This is a genomic window from Vulcanococcus sp. DEBay_Sum22DG08_74, from assembly GCF_017852955.1.
Taxonomy (GTDB): Bacteria; Cyanobacteriota; Cyanobacteriia; order PCC-6307; family Cyanobiaceae; genus Vulcanococcus.
Genome location: NZ_JAFMKL010000176.1, coordinates 1 through 2,512 on the forward strand (window position 1 = coordinate 1; position 2,512 = coordinate 2,512).

The following is a 2,512-nucleotide window of genomic DNA, read 5'->3' on the forward strand; positions in this document are numbered from 1 at the left end:
GCAGCATCGCGTGGGTTGCTCTGGTGCTGGTCAACTGGGGCATGAGCTTCTTCGTCGCTTGATACACGTCTGCTTAGGCTGAGCAGATCGCGAGCTCAGCTGACGTGACCGTTTTTGAAGGCCAGTTTTCCGGCGCGTCTGGATTGCGGGTTGCCGTTGTTGTTGCCCGCTTTAACGATTTAGTGACGGCCAAGCTGCTGAGCGGCTGCCTCGATTGCCTCTCCCGTCACGGGATTGATACGTCCGATAGCAGCGCCCAGTTGGATGTGGCCTGGGTTCCAGGCAGCTTTGAGATCCCTTTGGTGGCTCAGCGCCTGGCCCAATCCGGTCGCTACCAAGTGGTGATCACCCTGGGAGCGGTGATCCGCGGCGACACCCCCCACTTCGATGTGGTGGTCTCAGAGGTCAGCAAAGGTGTTGCGGCAGTGAGCCGCGACTCCGGCGTGCCGGTGATCTTTGGCGTCCTTACCACCGACACGATGCAGCAGGCCTTGGAGCGGGCGGGCATCAAGAGCAATTTGGGCTGGAGCTATGGCCTGCAAGCCATTGAGATGGGCAGCCTGATGGCCGCTTTGCCCAAGGCTTAGTTGTCCCGGCGCATCAGCCGTTGTCCCGCGACCTCTTCAAAGCCCAGCTGCCTGTAGAAGCCGGCGCTGTTGGTGGTCATCAGATAGACCCGCTCCACTCCCTTGAGCTGCGGAGAATTGGCTAGGGCCTCCACCAGCAGCCGGCCTAGACCCTTGCCCTGCAGGTCCTCAGGGATAACGACATCCCACAGAACGGCGCGATAGATCCCATCGCTTGTGGCGCGACCAAAGCCCACAAGGCGTTTGCCTTGCCAAAGGCTGGCGACGGCTGCGCTGCCCTGGAGCATGCGCTGAAGCTCATGGATGGAGCGGTTCTCTGCCCAGAAGGCGTGTTGGTTGAACAGCCGCTGCAGCTTGAACAGGCCGCGGGTCGGCCTCCAGCCTGGTCCCATGCCGAGCCAGCGCAGTCCTGGAGCACCCGGGGCATGCAGGATCAGCCTGGTCCCTTCCATGCCAACATCCTCCCAGCGGGCGGACAACCTTGGCTCAGGAGCGCAAGGGCATCATTCTCGCCGGTGGTTCGGGGACGCGGCTTCACCCGATTACCCAGGCGGTGAGCAAGCAGCTGCTGCCCGTCTACGACAAGCCGATGATCTATTACCCCCTCAGCACCTTGATGCTGGCGGGGATTCGTGAGGTCTTGGTGATCACCACCCCCCACGATCAAGCCGCATTCCAGCGCTTGCTTGGGGATGGCTCCGCCTGGGGCATGGAGATCCGTTATGCGGTGCAGCCCAGCCCCGACGGCTTAGCCCAGGCGTTTTTGATTGGTGAAGCGTTTCTGGCTGGTGCGCCGGCGGCCCTCGTTCTCGGGGACAACCTGTTCCACGGCCATGACCTGCTGTTTCAGCTGCGCAGCACCAACGCAACCGCCCAGGGGGCCACGGTCTTTGCCTATCCGGTCCGGGATCCGGAGCGCTACGGCGTCGTTGAGTTTTCCACAGATGGCCAGGTCCTGAGCATTGAGGAGAAACCCGCCAAGCCCAAGTCCCGCTACGCGGTGACGGGCCTCTACTTCTATGACGACTCCGTGGTGGAGCGCGCAAAGCAGGTGGTGCCCTCAGCGCGGGGTGAGTTGGAGATCACGGATCTCAACGGTCAGTACCTGCGGGATGGCCAGCTGCAGGTGGAGCTCATGGGCCGTGGCATGGCATGGCTCGATACCGGCACCTGCGATTCACTCCACGAGGCCGGTAGCTACATCCGCACCCTCGAGCATCGCCAGGGCTTGAAGGTGGGCTGCCCCGAGGAGGTGGCCTGGCGCATGGGCTGGATCAGCGGCGATCAGCTCGCGGCCCTGGCTCAGCCCCTGCGCAAGAGCGGCTACGGCGAGTATCTGCTGCAGCTGCTGGAGTTTGCCAATGCAGGCTGAGCGCCTAGCGACGGCGGCCGGAGTGCAGTTGTCCGGCCCCCTGCTGATCACCCCCCGGGTGTTCGGCGATGCCCGTGGCTTCTTCTACGAAAGCTGGAACCAGCGCAGCTTCAACGCTGTTCTGGAGGCGGATGGGCAGTCACCCGCTGACTTTGTTCAAGACAACCACTCCCGCTCCAGTCAGGGGGTTCTTCGCGGACTGCACTTTCAAAAGGACCCCCATGGCCAAGGGAAGTTGGTGCGCTGCATCCAGGGCGAGATCTTTGATGTGGCGGTGGATTGCCGCCAGTCTTCCCCCACCTTTGGCCAGTGGGTCAGCACCTGCCTGAGCAGCGAGAACCAACAGCAGCTCTGGGTGCCGGTGGGCTTTGCCCATGGCTTTTTGACCCTGAGCCCCCAGGCGGAGGTGCTCTACAAGACAACCGATTTCTGGGATCGAGAGAGCGAGCGCTCCCTGCTCTGGAGTGACCCTGATCTCGCCATTGCATGGCCCGAATCCGCCTCGCCGCTCTTGGCTGAGAAAGACGCGGTAGCACCCTCTTGGCAGGCGCTG

Annotated in this window: 4 protein-coding genes; 3 read left to right on the forward strand and 1 reads right to left on the reverse strand. The window is 62.8% G+C overall.

All coding sequences use genetic code 11. From position 1 onward, the window contains the following. The first annotated feature begins 104 nt into the window (after positions 1 to 104). On the forward strand, positions 105 to 587 hold the full coding sequence (ribH, locus tag QZ184_RS11390; protein WP_247476524.1) for a 6,7-dimethyl-8-ribityllumazine synthase: 483 nt from the start codon (positions 105 to 107) through the stop codon (positions 585 to 587). On the opposite strand, the gene QZ184_RS11395 is transcribed toward ribH, so the two are convergent. After that, the gene (locus QZ184_RS11395; RefSeq protein WP_296419747.1) at positions 584 to 1,039 is read right to left on the reverse strand and encodes a GNAT family N-acetyltransferase; all 456 of its coding nucleotides are present in this window, start codon (positions 1,037 to 1,039) and stop codon (positions 584 to 586) included. The two genes, ribH and QZ184_RS11395, sit on opposite strands and share 4 nt — an antisense overlap. A 29-nt stretch (positions 1,040 to 1,068) precedes the next feature. Between QZ184_RS11395 and rfbA the strand changes: the two genes are divergently transcribed. Further along, complete coding sequence (gene rfbA, locus QZ184_RS11400) at positions 1,069 to 1,959, forward strand: glucose-1-phosphate thymidylyltransferase RfbA (RefSeq protein ID WP_296419743.1); 891 nt, start codon at positions 1,069 to 1,071, stop codon at positions 1,957 to 1,959. Next, on the forward strand, positions 1,949 to 2,512 hold a 564-nt coding region (gene rfbC / locus QZ184_RS11405), incomplete at its 3' end, for a dTDP-4-dehydrorhamnose 3,5-epimerase (protein ID WP_296419745.1). The genes rfbA and rfbC, both read left to right, overlap by 11 nt.